The sequence below is a fragment of the Frigoribacterium sp. NPDC087798 genome, assembly GCF_044742985.1.
Lineage (GTDB): Bacteria > Actinomycetota > Actinomycetes > Actinomycetales > Microbacteriaceae > Frigoribacterium.
Genome location: NZ_JBIUVP010000001.1, coordinates 782,498 through 799,163 on the forward strand (window position 1 = coordinate 782,498; position 16,666 = coordinate 799,163).

Sequence of the window (16,666 nt, forward strand, 5' to 3'; positions counted from 1 at the left end):
ACCCGACCGGGCTACGAACCCGCGCCGGCGCGGTACCCGACGCCGCGCACGGTCGTGACGATGCGGGGCGCGTCCGGATCGTGCTCCACCTTGGCGCGAAGCCGCTGCACGTGCACGTTCACCAGACGGGTGTCGGCTTTGTAGTGGTAACCCCAGACCTGTTCGAGCAGCATCTCGCGCGTGAAGACCTGCTGCGGCTTCGAGGCAAGCGCGAGCAGCAGCTCGAACTCGAGCGGGGTCAGGGCGATCGGGGTGTCGCCGCGCCGCACCTCGTGCGCGGCGACGTCCAGGCGGAGGTCGCCCACCGTGAGTACGTCGTTCGTGGGCTCGGTGGCCGGGCGGAGCCGGGTGCGGATGCGCGCGACGAGTTCTTTCGGGTTGAACGGCTTGACCACGTAGTCGTCGGCCCCGCTCTCGAGACCGCGGACCACGTCGGCCGTGTCGCCCTTCGCCGTCAGCATGATGATCGGCACGCCGCTCTCGGCCCGGATGAGGCGACAGACCTCGATGCCGTCGAGGCCGGGCAGCATCAGGTCGAGCAAGACGAGGTCGGGTGAGGCCTCGTGGAACGCCTCGAGGGCGGCCGCGCCGTCGCCGCAGAAGTGGGGGTCGAACTCGTCGGCGCGAAGGACGATGCCGATCATCTCGGCGAGCGCCGGGTCGTCGTCGACCACGAGGATGCGCGGGTTCATGTTCTCCGTCTGGGCTGGGCCGCTCGGGAGGCGGCACGTCAGGACAGATTAGTGCAGGAGGCGCTCGTCGGCTGGCAGCGCCCGGTCCGGTGTGGAAACATGAACACACTCGTGAGGACGACCTCACGGTCAGGACGACCAGGGGGACCATGAGCGATCCGAACGCCTGGAGCACACCGGGGGGCGACACGTCCCCGCCGCGCTGGGGCGAGCGCGTCGACCCGACGTCACCCGGCCCCGTCCCCGCCGGGCCCGTCCCGGGGGCCGCCCCGGGCGGCAGCACCCCGCCGGCTCCCGGCTGGGCTCCGCCGCCCAAGCCGGGCCTCGTCCCGCTGCGCCCCCTCACCTTCGGCGAGATCCTGGGTGCCTCGTTCCAGGTCTTCCGCCGCAACCCACGGACCACGTTCGGCACGGCCCTGCTGTCGCAGGTCGTCCTGCTCGTGGTGACCGTGGTGATCACCGGCGGCAGCGCCTTCCTCGCCTTCGGACGCGTCGAACAGGCCCTCCCCCGGGACCGGGACGCGGTCCTTGCCGGCGCCGTCGCCGTCGTCGCCGCGTCGGCCCTCGTGCCGATCGCCCTGCAGGTGATCGTCACGGCCCTGTTGCAGGGGCTCTTCGTGCTCGAGACCTCGCGACAGACGCTCGGGGAGAAGCTCCGACTCGGCGGCCTCTGGGCGATGGCCAAGGGCCGCGTCGGCACGCTCGTCGGGTGGTCCGCCCTGCTCACGGTCGCCTACGTCGTGGCGCTGGCGCTCGTGGCCGGCGTCGTCGTCGTCGGCGTGGCCGTCGGCTCCGGGCCGAGCATCGCCGTCGGCGTCGTGCTCGCGGTCCTCCTCGGCCTGGGCCTCCTCGTCCTCGGCGTGTGGCTCACCGTGAAGACTGCCCTCGTGCCGAGCGCCATCATGCTCGAACGGATGACGCTGGGCGCGGCCGTGAGGCGCTCGTGGTCGCTGACCCGCGCCTCCTTCTGGCGGACCTTCGGTGTGATCGCCCTGGTGTTCCTCATGGTCCAGGTCGCGTCGCAGGTCGTCGCGACGCCGTTCTCGGTGCTGTTCAGCGTGCTGACGGGCACGCTCGCGCCGACGGGGGACGTGACCGACCCGACCTTCCTGGCCCTGACGGCGGGCACCTACGCCGTCACCCTCGGCATCACGGCCGTCATCGGCGCGATCGGGTCCGTGCTGCAGGCGGCGTCGGCCGGCCTCGTCTACGTCGACCGACGCATCCGCACCGAAGGGCTCGACCTCGAACTCGTGCGCTACGTCGAGCGCGGCGGGCGGGCGGTCGGAGGACAGCCCGACCCGTACCGCACCCCCGAGGCCCCGGTCCCGCCGACGACGCACCCGGGAGCACCGCGCTGGTGAGCCCGCTGCCCTTCGCCGCCGGGCCTCCCCTGACCCCCGACGCCGACGACGCCCGGCGCGAGGTCCTGCGCGAGCTCACCGGGCCCGAGTACGTGGCGGCGCAGCCGTCCTGGCTCGACCGTGCGACGCAGGCGTTCTGGGACTGGCTGGGGTCGATCCGGTTCGGAGGGACCGAGGGGGCGCCGGCGGTCGCGCTGATCGTGCTGCTCGCGGTCGTCGTGGTGGTCGTCGTGGTCGTGCTGCTCGTCTACGGGGTGCCGCGACTCAACCGCCGGTCCGCGCGTGACCTCGCCCTCTTCGGCGACGACGACGTCCGTGACGCCGACGCCATGCGGGCCGCGGCCCGGGAGGCGGCCTCCCGGGGCGATCTGACGCTCGCCGTCGCCGAGGCCTTCCGGGCGATCGCCCGTTCGCTGGCCGAGCGGGGCGACGTCGCGGTCTCGCCCGGCACCACCGCACGCGACGTGGCCCGCCGGGCGGGCGACGTCTTCCCCGACCTCCGGGCCGACTTCGCGGACGCCGCCACGGCCTTCGACGGCGTCCGCTACCTCGACCGCCCGGGCACCGACGAGGACTACCGGGCCGTCACGGAGCTCGACCGGCGCGTCACCTCGTCCCGGCGGGTGCCCGCGTGACCGCCGCCGCACCGTCCGAGGCGCCCGCCTCCGTCTCGACCCCCACCGTCGCGGCGTCGGTCCGACGTGCCCGGTTCTGGGTCGCACTCGCCCTCGTCCTGGCCCTCGGCGTCGGGGCGGCTCTCCTCGTGGGCTCGGGCTCGGGAGAAGGCCGCGCCCTCGGCCCCGCGAACGCCGCCCCCGGCGGGGCCAAGGCACTCGTCGAGGTGCTCGGTCGCCAGGGCGTCGACGTGACCGTCACGACCACCCTCGACGAGACCCTGGACCGACTCGGGTCCGGTGGCGGCACGCTCCTCGTCGACGACGCCTCGGGGTTCCTGGTCGGCGACCAGTGGGGGCGTCTCGTCACGGCGACCTCCCACCTCGTGCTCCCCGCCCCGGGACCCGCCGCGCTCGACGCCGTGGCCGCGGGCGTCGCGTCGACCGGCCCGGTCGACGAGGGCACGGCCGGGCCCGCCTGCTCGTCACCGGCCCTCGCGCAGACGTCCCGGGTCGACGTCGCGGGCGTCGCGTACGACGTCGACGCCCCCGGCGCCGTCCGCTGCCTGCCGACCGACGACGGCTACGGGCTCGTCGAGCTGGAGGACGGCGACACGCGCGTGTCCGTCCTGGGAGCCACGGACGCCCTGACCAACGGCTCGATCGGGACGCACGACGACGCGGCCTTCGCACTCGCGCTGCTCGGCGGGTCCTCCGAGCTGACCTGGTACCTGCCCTCGGCCGGCGACCTGCCCGAGGGCGAGGGCACTCTCGCCACGCTGACGCCGTCATGGGTGACGCCGTCGCTGGTCGTGCTCCTCCTGGCCGGAGTGGCCGCGATGGTGTGGCGGGGTCGACGCCTCGGAGCTCTCGTCGTCGAGCGGCTGCCGGTCACCGTCAAGGCCTCCGAGACCACCGAGGGACGCGCCCGCCTCTACGAGCGCTCCGGGCAGCGCCGCCATGCCCTCGACCAGCTCCGCATCGGCACGCTCGGGCGACTCGCGCGCACGACGGGTCTGTCCACGACCGCGTCGGTCGACGAGATCGTCGCCCGGGTGGCCGCACTGATCTCGGCCGACCCCCGGGGCCTGCGGCACGTTCTCGTCGACGCCGACCCGGTCGACGACCGCGAGCTCGTCGCGCTGAGCGACAGCCTGCTCGACCTCGAGGGTGCGGTCCGACGGGCGACGACTCCGTCGTGACCCGCCCCGCGCCTCCCCCGCCTCGTCCGATCGCCCCCGCATCGACCCCCACCCCGGAGAAGACCACCAGATGAGCTCAGAACTGCAGCAGACCTTCGCCCGAGTCCGAACCGAGGTGGGCAAGGCCGTCGTCGCCCAGGACGGTGCCGTGACGGGCCTGATCGTGACCCTGCTGGCCCAGGGTCACGCCCTGCTCGAAGGCGTCCCCGGCGTGGCCAAGACCCTGCTCGTGCGCGCCCTCAGCCACTCGCTCTCGCTCGACACCGCCCGCGTGCAGTTCACGCCCGACCTTATGCCCGGCGACATCACCGGATCACTCGTGTACGACGCGAAGTCGGGCGAGTTCGAGTTCCGGGCGGGGCCGGTGTTCACCAACGTCCTGCTCGCGGACGAGATCAACCGCACGCCTCCCAAGACGCAGTCGGCGCTGCTCGAGGCCATGGAGGAGCGCCAGGTCTCGGTCGACGGCGTCAGTCGCGCGTTGCCGACCCCGTTCCTGGTCGCGGCCACCATGAACCCCGTCGAGTACGAGGGCACCTACACGCTGCCCGAGGCCCAGCTCGACCGCTTCCTGATGAAGCTCACGCTCGACCTGCCGCCGCGCGAGGCCGAGGTCGAGGTGCTCGGCCGTCACGCCGCCGGCTTCTCGCCCCGCGACCTGCGAGCCGCGGGCGTGACCCCGGTCCTCGGGCCCGACGACCTCGCCCGCGCCCAGGCGGAGGTGGCCCGGGTCGGTGCCTCCCCCGACGTGCTCGCCTACATGGTCGACCTGGCCCGGGCCACGCGCGAGAGCCCGTCGGTCAAGATCGGCGTGAGCCCCCGAGGGTCGACGGCCCTCCTCGCCGCCTCGAAGGCCTGGGCGTGGCTGACCGGCTTCGACCACGTCACGCCCGACCACGTCCAGGCCATGGCCCTGCCCGTGCTGCGACACCGCCTGCAGCTGCGGCCCGAAGCCGAGCTCGAGGGCGTCGACGCCGACGCCATCGTCCGCTCGGTGCTGCAGCAGGTCCGGGTCCCGCTCTAGCCATGGCGATCACCGGTTGGTTCGTGGCGCTCGTCGCGCTCGGCGTCGTGCCCGTCGTCCTGACGGGCAGCGGGTGGGCGATCGTCGGCTGGCTCGGCGTCGTCGCCGTGCTGACGATGCTCGACATGGCCCTCGCGGCGTCGCCCCGGTCGCTCACCGTGCGGCGCGAACTGCCGGGGGCGATCCGTCTCGGCGAGAGCGCACCCGCCCGGCTGACCGTGGTGAACGACGGCCGACGCACGCTGCGCGGACTCGTGCGCGACGCATGGCAGCCGTCCGCCGGAGCGACCCCGACCCGCCGTCGCCTGTCCCTGCGACCGGGGCGGGCCGCGACGCTCACCGTCACGCTGACCCCGTTCCGCCGGGGCGAACGCCGCGCCGACGGCGTCACCGTCCGCACGGTCGGTCCCCTGAGGCTCGCCGGTCGACAGGCGACGCACGAGGTGCCGGGCGCGGTCCGCGTGCTCCCGCGGTTCTCGTCGCGCAAGCACCTGCCGTCCCGTCTGGCCCGTCTCCGAGAACTCGACGGGCGCACGAGCGTGATGATCCGCGGCCAGGGCACGGAGTTCGACAGCCTGCGCGAGTACGTGCGAGGGGACGACGTCCGCTCCATCGACTGGCGGGCGACCGCACGCCGCGACGACCTCGTCGTGCGCACCTGGCGGCCCGAGCGCGACCGTCGGGTGGTCGTCGTGGTCGACACGGGGCGGACGTCCGCGGCCCGCATCGACGACGAGCCGCGGCTCGACACGGCCTTCGAGTCGGCACTGCTGCTCGGGGCGTTGGCCTCGCGGGCGGGCGACCGGGTCGACGTCGTCCTCTTCGACCGCCGCGTCAGGGGTCGGGTGCAGGGCGCGACCGGGCCCGCCCTGCTCTCGTCGATGGTCGAGACCATGGCCCCCGTCGAGCCCGAACTGGTCGAGACCGACTGGGCCGCCGTGCCGGCCCTCGTCCGCTCGGTCACGTCCCGTCGGGCGCTCGTGGTCCTCGCGACCACCGTCGACAGCCCCGGCGCCTCCCGCTCCTTGCTGGCGGCGATCCCCCAACTGACCCGCCAGCACCTCGTGGTCGTCGCGTCGGTCACCGATCCGGCCCTCGACGAGACGGTGGTGCGACGGAGCACCCGCGACGAGGTCTACCGGGCCGCCTCGGCCGAGCGGACCCGACTCGACCAGGGCCGGGTCGCCGCCGCCCTGCGTCAGGTCGGCGCCGACGTCGTGACCGGAGCGCCGGCCGACCTGCCCCCCGCCCTCGCCGACCGCTACCTCGCGCTCAAGGCGGCCGGCCGCCTCTGACGCAGGCTCGGTGGCCGACGACGCGGGATCAGTCGGCCACGAGTTGTGTGGCCCCGGCCTCGAACTCGTCGAGGTCGCCGGTCTGTCCCGCCCGGTGGGCCCGTCCGCCGAGCAGCCACTGATAGGCCAGGAACCCCAGGAGGGCCACGGTGCCGATGCCGATCTTGATCGGCCAGGGCCAGGCCTGCCGGGTGACGAACCCCTCGATGACGCCCGAGACCAACAACGAGAGCATCAACCCGACCGCGATGGTCACGAGCGCGCGTCCGTCCTGGGCCAACGCCTGCCCCCGGGTGCGGGCACCGGGTGCCACCCACGACCAGAAGATCATCAGACCGGCCGCCCCGGCGACGAAGATGCTGTAGAGCTCGAGCTGACCGTGCGGAGCGATGTACAGGAAGAACTGGTCCAGCCGCCCCTGGTCGGCCATGAGCCCGGCCGAGATCCCGACGTTCATGGCGTTGCTGAGGATCGCGTAGGGCACCCAGACCCCGGTGATGCCGAACGCCACGCACTGCGCGGCGATGTACGCGTTGTTCGTCCACACCTGGCCGGTGAACGACGTCGAGGCGCTCTCGGAGTAGTAGTTCACGAAGTCCTGCTCGGCGAACTGCCGGCGGAACTCCTCGCTGCCGAACGAGGCCAGCAGCGCGGGTGTGTTCGCGGCCCAGGTCGCGAACACGGCCGCGACGACCACCGTCACGAGCGTCAACACGAGCGACAGCCACCGCACGCGGTAGAGGGCGGCCGGCAGCTGCGCGACGAAGAAGGTCGGCAGTTGGCTGAACAGGTTGCGACCCGCGCCCGTGAACCGCAGGCGTGCTCGCGACAGGGTCATGGAGAGCCGGTCGGCCACGACCGAGTCGCCGGTGGCGGTCTTCAGCGCCGACAGTTGCCCGGCCCCCGACTGGTACAGGCGGACGAGTTCGTCTGCCTCGGGCCCGCTCAGTCGCCCGCGCCGGGCGAGGCGCTCGAGCTCGGCCCAGTCGTGGCCGTGGGCGGCGGCGTAGGCGTCGATGTCCATTCTGCTTAGATACTAGGCATGTCCCGCACGAAGGCACGAGGCGCCTCCCCGGTGGTGCTGCGACCCGACCAGGTCGAGGCCTTCACGGCGGGTGGGGACGAACTGGTCACGGGCGAGGCGGTCGCTCTCGACCTCCGACCGACGAGCTTCGTGTTGCGCGCGGCCGGGGTGCTCATCGACTACCTGGCCTACGCCCTGCTGCTCGTCGGTGCGTTGGTGCTCGTCTCGTTGCTGAACGACGGCGGGGTGCTCGACGACGCCCTGTCACAGGCGTTCCTCGTGGCGTCGATCGCCATCTGCTTCATCGTCGTGCCGACGGTGGTCGAGACCGCGAGCCACGGGCGGTCCCTGGGCAGACTCGCCGTGGGCGCGCGCATCGTCCGCACCGACGGAGGGGCGATCGGCCTGCGCCACGCCCTCACGCGGGCGCTGGTGGGGCTGCTCGAGATCGTGTTCACCAGTGGCGGCCTGGCCGTCGTCGTCGCCCTGCTGAACGGCTCGTCGCGGCGTCTGGGCGACCTCATGGCCGGCACGTACAGTCGCAACGAACGCGTGCCCAAGGCCGCTCACGTGGTCTACGGCGTGCCGGCGCACCTGCAGGGGTGGGCCGAGATCGCGGATGTCGGGCGCCTGCCCGACGGCCTGGCCCGTCGCATCGCGTCGTTCCTGCAGCAGGCGCCGCAGCTCTCCCCGGCCAGTCGGCGACGCGTCGCCGACGAGTTGGCGGCCGAGACCACGCCCTACGTCTCGCCCGTGCCGTCCGGCGACCCGGAGTTCCTCCTGGCCGGCGTCTCGGCGCTCCGGCGTCGGCGTGAGTCCGCCGCCCTCGCTCGCGAGTCCGCGTTGCTCGACCGCCTCACCCCGGCGCTGACCGAGACGGTCCGGGGCTTCCCCCGGCGCTGACCCGCGTCGCCGCCGGCCCCGGCCTCCGCGTCAGGACCGGACGAGCCTCGCGATCGCCGCCGAGGCCTCGCGGACCTTGGCGTCCGCGACGTCGCCTCCCTCTCGGGCCGCCTGGGCGACGCAGTGGGCGAGGTGGTCCTCGAGCAACTGGAGCGCCACGGTCTCGAGGGCACGGGTCGCCGCACTGACCTGCGTCAGGACGTCGATGCAGTACGTGTCGTCCTCGACCATGCGCTGGATGCCCCGTACCTGGCCCTCGGCGCGGCGGAGGCGCTTGACGATCTGTTCCTTGTCGCCGCTGTAGCCGACGTGCGTCGCCGTCGCGTGCTCACCCTGCTGCGCCACCCGCGCCTCCTCGTGTGTCGTCCGGTCACGCCGTGTCGACCGGTCCCGCCAGGATACCCCCAGGGGGTAACCGCTCCGCCCGCTCGGCCGCACCCGGCCGACCGTCAGCCGCGGATCAGCCCGAGCACGTCGTCGCGGACGCGCTCCATGCCGGCGGGCGTCGCCGCCTCGGCGTTGAGGCGCAGCAGCGGCTCGGTGTTCGACGGCCGGACGTTGAACCACCAGAACCCGTCGTCGGACGAACCACTGACCGTGAGGCCGTCGAGCTCGTCGAACTCGCCGACCCCGGTGTAGGCCTCGACGATGCGGGCGTACGCCGCCGGCACGTCGGTGACGGTCGAGTTGATCTCGCCGCTCGCCGCGTAGGGCGTGTACCGGTCGGTCAGGGTCGAGAGGGGCTCGGCCTGCGACCCGAACTCGGCCAGGACGTGCATGGCGGCCAGCATGCCGTTGTCGGCGCTCCAGAAGTCGCGGAAGTAGTAGTGCGCCGAGTGCTCGCCCCCGAAGATGGCCCCGGTCGCCCTCATCTCGTCCTTGATGAGCGAGTGGCCGACGCGGGTGCGCACCGGCGTCGCGCCGGCCGCCTCGATGGCCTCGGGCACCGCGCGGGACGTGATGAGGTTGTGGATCACCGAGATCTCGACGTCGGGCTCGGCGGCCCGGACGCGCGCGATCTCGCGGACGGCGACGATCGCCGCCACGGCCGACGGGGTCACGGCGTCACCCTTCTCGTCGACGACGAAGCAGCGGTCGGCGTCGCCGTCGAACGCGAGGCCCAGGTCGGCCCCGTGCTCGAGGACGGCCTTCTGCAGGTCGACCAGGTTGGCCGGGTCGAGGGGGTTGGCCTCGTGGTTCGGGAAGGTGCCGTCGAGTTCGAAGTACAGCGGGACGATCTCGATCGGCAGCTCAGGCAGCCCGGCGGCCTCGCCCAGCACGGCCGGGACGGTGAGCCCGCCCATGCCGTTGCCGGCGTCGACGACGACCTTGATGGGCCGGATGCCCGCGAGGTCCACGAGACCGCGGAGGTACGCGGCGTAGCCCGGCAACGCGTCGTGCTCCCGCACGGTGCCCGGCTCGGCGACGGCCTCGATGCCGTCGGCCAGGAACGAGGAGGCGCGGTCACGGATCGAGGACAGCCCCGTGTCGAGGCTGATGCCCTGGGCGCCGGCCCTGCTCATCTTGATGCCGTTGTAGGTGGCCGGGTTGTGGCTCGCGGTGAACATGGCCGCCGGGGCGTCGAGCGAGCCGGAGGCGAAGTACGACTCGTCGGTCGAGCACAGGCCGAGGGCGACCACGTTCGCACCCCGGGCCCGGGCCCCGCGGGCGAAGGCCTCGGCGAAGCCCGGCGAGGAGTCCCGCATGTCGTGACCCACGACCAGGTCGTGGCCGGCGCCGTCGATCTCGTCGGCGAAGGCCGCACCGAAGGCCTCGACCACCTCGTCGGTGAGCTGGGTGCCCACCAGTCCCCGGACGTCGTAGGTCTTGACGAAGGCGGTCAGGTCGACGGGGGCGTTCTCAGAGGTCATGACCCAAAACTACCCGGCGCAGGACCTCCCAGCCCTGCGGGACCGACAACGAGCCCGCGTGGCGGGCGCACAGGTCGTAGCCGTGCGGCTCGACGCGGTCGCTCAAGGGCCCGACCACGACCATCGAGTCGGCGTACACGTAGGTCAGCGTGGCGACGGCCTCGTCGTGGCACGTCACCTTGCTGCAGGGTCGACCGTTCATCTGCCCGACAGACTATCGCGAGGGTCCTCGGGGGCCGACCCGCGCCTCCTGGGCGGGCCTACGATGGGTTGATGAGCAGGCCCCGCCGCGCACGCGTCACCGACCGTTCCCGTCGGCGCGACCGTCATGGACGCGGGCTGCGGTCGTCCGCCGCCGGGCCTCACCTGCCCTTCCTGCGGACGAGGGTCGACCTCTTCGACGACATCGTCGCCGCCACCGCCGACTACCTCCGCGAGGCGTGGCCCGACGAGCTCGCCGACACGTCGTTCGAGGTCGCCGGCCTCCCCGCCGAACCGGACCGCACCCGGGTCGAACGGTGGTCCGTCGACCGGGCCGCCGGCCGGGTCGTGCTGTACCGCCTGCCGATCGAACGGCTCGCCCCCTCGCACGACCGGCGGGGGGCCGCCGAGGACGAGTGGAACCACCGGGTGCTCGTCGAGGGCTACGTGTTCCGGGCCGTCGCGGACCTCCTCGGCAAGGACCCGTGGGAGCTCGCTCCCGACCGCTGGCGCGACGGCTGACGCGCGACGGGGTCGTCGGGGTCGTCGGGGTGTGTGCCCCCGACGTCAGGGGTAGACGGTCACCGGGGTGGACGCCGGCAGCGGCGAGGTCACCGGCCAGGCGGCGACGGCTCCGGGGGCCGAGAAGCTGACGCCCGCGCGCAGGTCGTCGGCGTTCCCGAGCCGGACGGCGTCGCCCCGTTGCACGTCGACCCCGACCGTGGACCCACCGGGTACCTCGACGTCCCGCTCGTCGCCGTCGCCCACCGTGACCTCGGCCGTGACGGCGTCCTGGCCCGGGTTGGCGAGCCAGAGGCGTCCGCCCTCACCGTCGGGCACGACCACCTCGGTGTCACCGGAGAGACGGGGCGACGAGGCGGCCCAGCTGAGGTCGACGCCTCCCGCGTCCGCGGCGACCGTGGAGGTCCGGGCGGCCACGGCCACGGCCGTCGACGACCGGACGGTGGCCGTGTAGACGCCGTCCTCGAGCCCGTCGATCGGGACGTCGGTGACGCGCCCGCCTTCGACCCGGGTCTCGAACGAGGTGCCGGTGCCGTCGTCGGTGGCCAACGAGACGCTCAGCTGCGAGGGACCCTGTCCCGGGACGAGGACGCGCAGCACCGACTGGAGGTCGGAGGACGACGGGTCGGCGAGTGCTCCCTCGAGGTTGGCGGAGTCGCGGACGACGATCCCCGTGACGACCGACTCGCGAGACGGCGCGGCCGAGCCGGTCACGATGTCCACCCCACCCGGTTCGAGGGTGCGGACGACGCTCTGCTGGAGCGTGGCGACGATCTGCCCGCCGCGACTCGACACGTGGACGGCCGGCGAGACGAGTCCGGTCGCGAAGCCCGAGAGCGGCACCACCTTCTGGCTGCGGGGCGCGACGACGATCCCGTCGATTCCGGGGCCCTGCACCTCGCCGGTCTCGGAACGGATGTCGAGGTCGACGGTGGCGTTGACGTCGCTGGGGTTGACGAGGCTGATGAGCGACACGCGTCCCGTCTCGGTCGAGCCGCCGATCAGCCAGGTCGAGCTGGTGGGCTCGGTGCAGGGTGCCGAGGCGAAGCCGCGCAGGTCGCCCTCGTCGACCGACTGGCTCTGGGCGGCCGCGACGAGGGGCACGTCGGCGCCCTCGACGGGTGCCGTGACCACGGACGGTCGCGAGTCGCTGCCGTCGGCACCGGCGAGCTCGTCGACGTCGACGTCGCCCTCGCTCGACTCCCGGGCCACGGCCGCTCGACCCACCGAACTCGCGGTCGTGGCCTGCTGCCCCTCGGCGTCCGAGAGCTGCAACAGGGCACCGGTGCAGACCCGCTGCTGGTCGACCGGCACGGGCGTCACGAGCTGCCCCGCCGGCACCGTCTCGAAGGAGGGGAGGCGGACGACCGTGGCACCGCCGACGACCGCGGCGGCGACGGCCAGACCGACGACGCCGACCGCGACGCGTCCCGTCGTGGAGAAGACCGATCGCTTATTCATCTCGCTCCTCGTCGAAGGTCGTGGCGGGCTGCTCGGCCTCGGGCGTCCCGGCCCGGGATCGACGTCGTCTCGGCGACGTCGGGATGGCGAGCAACAGGGCGGAACCGAAGACGAGTCCCCAGCTGATCAGGACGATCGGTCGCAGCGGTCCCGCAGCCGGACGCGCCTCGCGCTCGTCCTGCGCCTCCACGTAACGCCAGAGGAGGCCGTTGGACGTGTCGCCCACCGGCAGGAAGTCGGCGTCGGCGTCGAGCGCCTCGCCCGCGCGCTGGCCGAGCCGGTCGGCGTCGCCGTCGTCGTCGGTGGCCGTCAGCAAGACGAACCCGACGCCCAGCCGACGCAGGTCGTCGGTCGGGTCGAAACCGCTGCGGCTGACGAGGTTGCCGGCCAGGACGGTGAGGTCCTCGTTGACCGAGGTGAGGCGTGGGGCGGTCGAGTCGAGCGTCGACTGGTCGTCGAGCGTCGCTCCTTGACCGTGCTCGAGCGACACGGCGAGCGAGCCGTCCGACTGGGGCGTGAGGACGAGCGTCCCGACGTCGGGTGTCGCCTCGGCCTCGGCGGTGACGTAGGCCGAAAGGATGCGCCCCGAACTCGGACGGACGTCGGCCACGGGGCCGAACGACGCGATCACGGTGGGGGCCGCTGCGGCGACCGCCAGCACGGCGACCAGGGTGCCGACCGGCGGGGCGACCCGGGGCAGTCGGTCGAGGGTCACGGCCGCGGCGCCGACGAGCCCCAACAAGTAGAGGCTCAGTCCGCTGCCGGCCCAGATCGTGGTCGTGTCGCTGCCGACGCCCGTGACGGACACGTGGGTCGCGGCGACGGCCGTCAGGTAGCCGAGCAGGGCGAGCGACAGGGCGGGGACCGCGCGGCGCTGCGAGCCGACGAACGGCGAGGCCACGGCGAGCAGCGCCAGCGGGGCGATCGCGACGGCGACCAGGACGGCGAGCGTGGCGGACGAGAAACCCGTCCCGGCGATCAGTGCCGTCCAGCCGTTGAGGCCCGTCTCGGGGGACGTGAGCAGCAGCTGCAGCGGTGAGGCCGGGTCCGACCTCGTGGGGACACCGGGGTCGGCGAACACGGCCCACCACGTGCCCCGCTGCAGCTGGGCGACGACGAGGGGGGTGAAGAGGGCCAGCGCGGGCAGCGGCACCGCCACGAGGCGATGGGTGCCACGAGGGCGGCTGACGATCGACCCGAGCCAACCGACGAGGAGGGCCGGCACGAGCGAGGGAGCGGCCGCCGCGACGACGGCGAACAGCAAGGAGGCGGTGGCCCCGGCCGTCCACGACCTCGCGGCCCCGATCATGGCCCAGACGAGGAACGGCAGCGCCACGTGCGCGAGGACGGCACCGAGGTGACCGGACTGCAGACCCGAGAGCAGCGGGGACGAGAGGGCGTAGAGCGCGGCGGCGACGGCCGGCACCCAGGTTCGGCGGGTCACGCGACGGGTGGCGAACCACGCGCCCAGCGCGGAGAGCGGCAGGGCCACGAGGTAGACCCCGAGGACCGCGGTGGACGGCGACCAGGGCGTCAGGCTGCCGAGGACCGCGACGAGCGCGGCGAACGGGTCCGAGGGGCCGAGGAACCCGGTGCCGATCTCGCGCCAGCCGTAGCCCACCGACGACCAGAGCTGACCCACCGAGGTGCTGAGCGGCAGGAGTCCCCCGCCCGTGACGGCCGGGTTGCCGAGCAGCGGCAGGAACGCCACCACACCGACGACGGCGGCGACCAGCACGACCCAGAGGCCGCCCGAGTGGACGAAGCTCGCCCGGGGGTCGGGTGCGTCCTCGACGCCGGCGACCTGTGCGTCACGCTCGGTGACCCGTCGTTCTCGGAGCATCGCGCGGGACGCGCGCAAGGGCTCCACCGAGCTCCAGCCGACGCTCTTGGTCCGGGCGAGGGCCCGACGAGCCGATCGTACGTGCGAGCCGCCGAAGGCAGCCCGGAACGCGGTGGCGAACTCGCCCACCACGGCTCCCGGGTTCTTCGTGAGCAGGTGCCAGACGCTGCGCACGACCGCCAGCGGCACCAGGCTGAGCCAGTGCAGCGGCAACAGGGCGGCCGCCGAGTAGACGAGGCGCCGGTGCAGTTGGGCGGCACGGTGCAGGCGCGCCCGGCGGGCGTGCCCGACGGGCCCGTGGCCGAACTCCTCCGGCGGCCCGGCACTGTCGACCTTCGCGTCGGGGACGAGGACCACCCGGTGACCGGCGAGGCGGGCACGGATCGAGAAGTCGAGTGCGGCGTCGACGTGCGGCAGCGCGGGGTCGAAGCCGCCCAGGGCGGTCCAGACCGTGCGACGGACGAGCATGCCTCCCGCCGCGACCCCGAGCACGTCGTCCGTGACGTCGTGCTGGCCCTGGTCGAGTTCGTTCTCGACGCGGGCGAGCGAGGCGCCGTACCGGGTGACGGTCTCGCCGAACTCGGCGATGACACCGGGCTGGCCCCACCGCATCAGCTTGGGGCCCGCGACCGCGACGGAGGGCGACACCTCGACGGTCGTCATGAGGCGCTCGAGCGCCTCGGGCGCGGGTGCGTTGTCGTGACCGAGCAGCCAGACCCACTCGTCGGGGTCCCCGTCGCCCGGGTCGGAGAGCCTCACGCCGTGCGCGGCGGCGGCCCCGAACGTCTTCGCGTCGGGAAGCGAGGCCAACTGGGCGGCACCGCTCAGCGACAGCCGACCCGCGGCCGAGTCCTTGCCGCCCGTGTCGACCACCACCAATGCCTCGGGGGGCCGCGTCTGACGCGACAGTCCGTCGAGGGTTCGGTCGAGGTAGGTCGCTCCACCAGGGGCGACGAGGATCGCTGTGACTCTCGGCTGCATGACTCGTGCAGCCTAGGTCGCACCGGCGCGGGCACCGGCTCGGCGCGCCGACGCGACGGGCGAGACGTGCCGACCCGCGCCTCCTGGTCCCGACGATGTCGGGCCATCACGACGGAACGGCACCGACCCGGAGGGGTCGATGCCGTCGAAAGCCGAGGAGGCGCGGGTCAGGCCCGCTTGCGGAGCTTGCGACGCTCGCGCTCGGACAGCCCGCCCCAGATGCCGAAGCGCTCGTCGTTCTGCAGGGCGTACTCGAGGCACTGGGCCCGGACGTCGCAGGAGGCGCAGATCTTCTTGGCGTCGCGCGTGGAGCCGCCCTTCTCGGGGAAGAACGCCTCGGGATCGGTCTGGGCGCAGAGCGAGTCCGCCTGCCAGGCCAGCTGGTTCTCGTCGTCGGCGACGATGGTGCGCGACGACGATCCGATGCCGGGGACGCCCAGCTGGATCGGGTCGACGTGCCAGTCGTCCGGGACGCCGGCGCGGTTCTCGTGGATGCCCACAGCGCATCTCCCCTCGTGTCGATCGCCCGTGAATGTACGCGACAAGGTAATTACACCGGTGTCATTACCCATCCGTCAAGTCGAGGGCCAATAAACCCTCCACCCCCCGATCAGGGGCAAGGGAGCCCCGGCGTGTCGGGGGACGTTTCGACGGGAACGGGTGATGTCGGGTACGTGGCGGACGGTCAACCGCGAGGCGCGGCCTGCCAGGCGCTGGTGACCATCTCGAGCAGCGTGTGCCGCATCTCCCAGTCGAGGTCGCGCGCCGCCAGGCTGCCGTCGGCGACGATCCGGTCGGGGTCGCCCGGACGACGCGGGGCGATCTCGGGCGTGAAGTCGATGCCGGTGCCCTCGCGCATCGCGGTCATGATCTCGGCGACCGAGACGCCGCCGCCCGAACCGAGGTTGTAGGCCGGCTCGACCGGCTCGCCCGCGTCCAGTCGGCGGGCCGCCGCGACGTGCGAGACCGCCAGGTCGGCGACGTGGACGTAGTCGCGGACGCACGTCCCGTCGGGGGTGTCGTAGTCGTCGCCGTTGATGCGCGGGACGCGGCCCTCGACGAGCGCGGCGAAGACGAGCGGGAAGAGGTTGTGCGGGCTGGCGTCCCAGAGGTCGGGCCGACCCGAACCCACGACGTTGAAGTAGCGCAGGCTGGTGTGGCGCAGGCCCTCGGCCACCCCCTGGTCGCGCAGCAGCCACTCGCCGATCAGCTTGCTCTCGCCGTAGGGCGACGCGGGTGCCTTGGGCGTGTCCTCGGTGACGAGTTCGGTCGGCGGCGTGCCGTAGACGGCCGCGCTGGACGAGAACACGATCCGGTCGACGCCCCGGCTCGACATCGCCTCGAGGAGGCGGGCGGTCCCCGTGACGTTCTGGTCGTAGGTGTGCAACGGCCGCTGGACCGAGACCCCGGCGTACTTGTAGCCCGCGACGTGGACGACGCCGGTCACGCCGTGCCGGTCGATGGTCTGCTCGATCAGCTCGCGGTCGAGGAGGGAACCCCGGACGAACGGGACGTCGGCGGGCACGAAGGCCTCGAGGCCGGACGAGAGGTCGTCCAGGACGACCGCGTCGATGCCCGCCCCCGTGAGCTCGCGGACGACGTGAGAACCGATGTACCCGGCACCGCCGGTGACCAACCATGACATGGGGCCAACCTACCGGGTGCCCCA

At 73.3% G+C, this 16,666-nt stretch carries 16 protein-coding genes; 7 read left to right on the forward strand and 9 right to left on the reverse strand.

What is annotated here, in order from left to right; all coding sequences use genetic code 11:
- Positions 1-11: 11 nt before the first annotated feature.
- A complete protein-coding gene (gene mtrA, locus ACIOSR_RS03640; RefSeq protein ID WP_056046282.1) occupies positions 12-692 on the reverse strand; it encodes an MtrAB system response regulator MtrA in 681 nt (226 codons plus the stop codon).
- Positions 693-841: 149 nt separating this feature from the next.
- On the opposite strand from mtrA, the gene ACIOSR_RS03645 reads away from it, so the two are divergent.
- The 5 genes from ACIOSR_RS03645 (at position 842) to ACIOSR_RS03665 (ending at position 6,191) form a co-directional block, all read left to right on the forward strand.
- Positions 842-2,056 carry a hypothetical protein gene (locus ACIOSR_RS03645; protein WP_173151153.1) on the forward strand — a complete coding sequence of 405 codons (1,215 nt, stop codon included), beginning with the start codon at positions 842-844 and terminating at the stop codon, positions 2,054-2,056.
- On the forward strand, positions 2,053-2,691 hold the full coding sequence (locus ACIOSR_RS03650) for a DUF4129 domain-containing protein (RefSeq protein ID WP_402751851.1): 639 nt from the start codon (positions 2,053-2,055) through the stop codon (positions 2,689-2,691). The genes ACIOSR_RS03645 and ACIOSR_RS03650 overlap by 4 nt, the downstream gene beginning before the upstream one ends.
- Positions 2,688-3,872, forward strand: coding sequence for a DUF4350 domain-containing protein (locus ACIOSR_RS03655; protein ID WP_402751852.1), 1,185 nt, complete (start codon positions 2,688-2,690; stop codon positions 3,870-3,872). The genes ACIOSR_RS03650 and ACIOSR_RS03655 overlap by 4 nt, the downstream gene beginning before the upstream one ends.
- Positions 3,873-3,942: 70 nt before the next feature.
- Positions 3,943-4,896 carry a MoxR family ATPase gene (locus ACIOSR_RS03660; RefSeq protein ID WP_056046296.1) on the forward strand — a complete coding sequence of 318 codons (954 nt, stop codon included), beginning with the start codon at positions 3,943-3,945 and terminating at the stop codon, positions 4,894-4,896.
- A 2-nt stretch (positions 4,897-4,898) separates the two neighbouring features.
- The gene (locus ACIOSR_RS03665; RefSeq protein ID WP_402751853.1) at positions 4,899-6,191 is read left to right on the forward strand and encodes a DUF58 domain-containing protein; all 1,293 of its coding nucleotides are present in this window, start codon (positions 4,899-4,901) and stop codon (positions 6,189-6,191) included.
- Positions 6,192-6,219: 28 nt separating this feature from the next.
- Here ACIOSR_RS03665 and ACIOSR_RS03670 read toward each other — a convergent pair whose 3' ends face one another.
- On the reverse strand, positions 6,220-7,215 hold the full coding sequence (locus ACIOSR_RS03670; RefSeq protein WP_123570417.1) for a stage II sporulation protein M: 996 nt from the start codon (positions 7,213-7,215) through the stop codon (positions 6,220-6,222).
- An 18-nt stretch (positions 7,216-7,233) separates the two neighbouring features.
- On the opposite strand from ACIOSR_RS03670, the gene ACIOSR_RS03675 reads away from it, so the two are divergent.
- Positions 7,234-8,118, forward strand: coding sequence for an RDD family protein (locus ACIOSR_RS03675; protein ID WP_082460291.1), 885 nt, complete (start codon positions 7,234-7,236; stop codon positions 8,116-8,118).
- Between the two features lie 30 nt (positions 8,119-8,148).
- On the opposite strand, the gene ACIOSR_RS03680 is transcribed toward ACIOSR_RS03675, so the two are convergent.
- The 3 genes from ACIOSR_RS03680 to ACIOSR_RS03690 all read right to left on the reverse strand — a co-directional run bounded on the left by ACIOSR_RS03680 (position 8,149) and on the right by ACIOSR_RS03690 (position 10,191).
- Positions 8,149-8,400, reverse strand: coding sequence for a metal-sensitive transcriptional regulator (locus ACIOSR_RS03680; protein ID WP_233568399.1), 252 nt, complete (start codon positions 8,398-8,400; stop codon positions 8,149-8,151).
- Positions 8,401-8,567: 167 nt separating this feature from the next.
- A complete protein-coding gene (locus ACIOSR_RS03685) occupies positions 8,568-9,989 on the reverse strand; it encodes a phosphomannomutase/phosphoglucomutase (RefSeq protein ID WP_173151163.1) in 1,422 nt (473 codons plus the stop codon).
- Entirely contained in the window at positions 9,979-10,191 is a 213-nt protein-coding gene (locus ACIOSR_RS03690; RefSeq protein WP_056046306.1) for a DUF3499 family protein, read from the reverse strand. The genes ACIOSR_RS03685 and ACIOSR_RS03690 overlap by 11 nt, the downstream gene beginning before the upstream one ends.
- 71 nt (positions 10,192-10,262) lie before the next feature.
- Here ACIOSR_RS03690 and ACIOSR_RS03695 point away from each other — a divergent pair, with 71 nt between their 5' ends.
- Positions 10,263-10,712: a metallopeptidase family protein gene (locus ACIOSR_RS03695; protein ID WP_056046308.1), complete on the forward strand. Its 450-nt coding sequence runs from the start codon at positions 10,263-10,265 to the stop codon at positions 10,710-10,712.
- A 45-nt stretch (positions 10,713-10,757) separates the two neighbouring features.
- Here ACIOSR_RS03695 and ACIOSR_RS03700 read toward each other — a convergent pair whose 3' ends face one another.
- From ACIOSR_RS03700 to galE, 4 genes are all read right to left on the reverse strand, one after another.
- Positions 10,758-12,173: a DUF5719 family protein gene (locus ACIOSR_RS03700; protein WP_159825352.1), complete on the reverse strand. Its 1,416-nt coding sequence runs from the start codon at positions 12,171-12,173 to the stop codon at positions 10,758-10,760.
- Positions 12,166-14,997 (reverse strand): glycosyltransferase family 2 protein, encoded by a 2,832-nt coding sequence (locus ACIOSR_RS03705; protein WP_402751854.1) that lies wholly within the window; start codon positions 14,995-14,997, stop codon positions 12,166-12,168. The genes ACIOSR_RS03700 and ACIOSR_RS03705 overlap by 8 nt, the downstream gene beginning before the upstream one ends.
- A gap of 167 nt (positions 14,998-15,164) precedes the next feature.
- Positions 15,165-15,497, reverse strand: coding sequence for a WhiB family transcriptional regulator (locus tag ACIOSR_RS03710; protein WP_173151170.1), 333 nt, complete (start codon positions 15,495-15,497; stop codon positions 15,165-15,167).
- A 185-nt stretch (positions 15,498-15,682) separates the two neighbouring features.
- Positions 15,683-16,642: a UDP-glucose 4-epimerase GalE gene (gene galE / locus ACIOSR_RS03715; RefSeq protein WP_402751855.1), complete on the reverse strand. Its 960-nt coding sequence runs from the start codon at positions 16,640-16,642 to the stop codon at positions 15,683-15,685.
- Between the last annotated feature and the right edge of the window lie 24 nt (positions 16,643-16,666).

What these genes read in the sequence shown, in the direction of transcription:
- mtrA (WP_056046282.1), bottom strand. Translation starts at nt 692, where the DNA reads ATGAACCCGCGCATCCTCGTGGTCGACGACGACCCGGCGCTCGCCGAG.
- ACIOSR_RS03645 (WP_173151153.1), top strand. Translation starts at nt 842, where the DNA reads ATGAGCGATCCGAACGCCTGGAGCACACCGGGGGGCGACACGTCCCCG.
- ACIOSR_RS03660 (WP_056046296.1), top strand. Translation starts at nt 3,943, where the DNA reads ATGAGCTCAGAACTGCAGCAGACCTTCGCCCGAGTCCGAACCGAGGTG.
- ACIOSR_RS03665 (WP_402751853.1), top strand. Translation starts at nt 4,899, where the DNA reads ATGGCGATCACCGGTTGGTTCGTGGCGCTCGTCGCGCTCGGCGTCGTG.
- ACIOSR_RS03670 (WP_123570417.1), bottom strand. Translation starts at nt 7,215, where the DNA reads ATGGACATCGACGCCTACGCCGCCGCCCACGGCCACGACTGGGCCGAG.
- ACIOSR_RS03675 (WP_082460291.1), top strand. Translation starts at nt 7,234, where the DNA reads ATGTCCCGCACGAAGGCACGAGGCGCCTCCCCGGTGGTGCTGCGACCC.
- ACIOSR_RS03685 (WP_173151163.1), bottom strand. Translation starts at nt 9,989, where the DNA reads ATGACCTCTGAGAACGCCCCCGTCGACCTGACCGCCTTCGTCAAGACC.
- ACIOSR_RS03690 (WP_056046306.1), bottom strand. Translation starts at nt 10,191, where the DNA reads ATGAACGGTCGACCCTGCAGCAAGGTGACGTGCCACGACGAGGCCGTC.
- ACIOSR_RS03695 (WP_056046308.1), top strand. Translation starts at nt 10,263, where the DNA reads ATGAGCAGGCCCCGCCGCGCACGCGTCACCGACCGTTCCCGTCGGCGC.
- ACIOSR_RS03700 (WP_159825352.1), bottom strand. Translation starts at nt 12,173, where the DNA reads ATGAATAAGCGATCGGTCTTCTCCACGACGGGACGCGTCGCGGTCGGC.
- ACIOSR_RS03705 (WP_402751854.1), bottom strand. Translation starts at nt 14,997, where the DNA reads ATGCAGCCGAGAGTCACAGCGATCCTCGTCGCCCCTGGTGGAGCGACC.
- galE (WP_402751855.1), bottom strand. Translation starts at nt 16,642, where the DNA reads ATGTCATGGTTGGTCACCGGCGGTGCCGGGTACATCGGTTCTCACGTC.